This window comes from Neisseria sp. P0020.S005 (assembly GCF_051957055.1).
GTDB lineage: Bacteria > Pseudomonadota > Gammaproteobacteria > Burkholderiales > Neisseriaceae > Neisseria > Neisseria subflava_A.
This window is the reverse complement of the sequence record NZ_JBQCWV010000058.1, coordinates 1-462: the sequence shown is the minus strand read 5'-3', so window position 1 is coordinate 462 and position 462 is coordinate 1. Positions and strand designations below refer to the sequence as shown.

At 52.8% G+C, this 462-nt stretch carries 1 protein-coding gene; it reads left to right on the top strand.

The annotated features are described in order from the left end of the window. The coding region (locus ACTHTU_RS11280) for an MltA domain-containing protein (protein ID WP_440362599.1) at nt 1-462 on the top strand (462 nt) is incomplete at both ends.

The following is a 462-nucleotide window of genomic DNA, read 5'->3' as shown; positions in this document are numbered from 1 at the left end:
CACTCCCAAACCAAACACCTCTTTAAACGCTATTTCCCCCTATGGCGCGTCGAGAACTGCTGCAACCCTGCCGGCACCATTACCGGCTGTTACGAACCGTTCCTGCACTGCGACTACAAACTCACGAGCCAATCCCGTTGCCCTATTTACGACATTCCGAACGATTTTGTTTCCGTTTCGTTGGCTGCAAACTTTATGGGCAGCAAAGCCACCGTCCGCATCCGCCAAACCGGCCCAAACAGCTGCGTCATCGACAACAGCTGCACATACCCTTCTGACTTGTCCAGATTCCCGATTACAGCACGTAGCACTGCGCTGAAAGGCCGTTTTGAATGCAGCCGTTTCGTTCCTTACTACACCCGCAGCCAAATCAACGGCGGCGCGCTTAACGGCAAAACGCCGATTTTGGGTTATGCAGATGAGCCGGTCGAACTTTTCTTTATGCACATTCAAGGTTCAGGC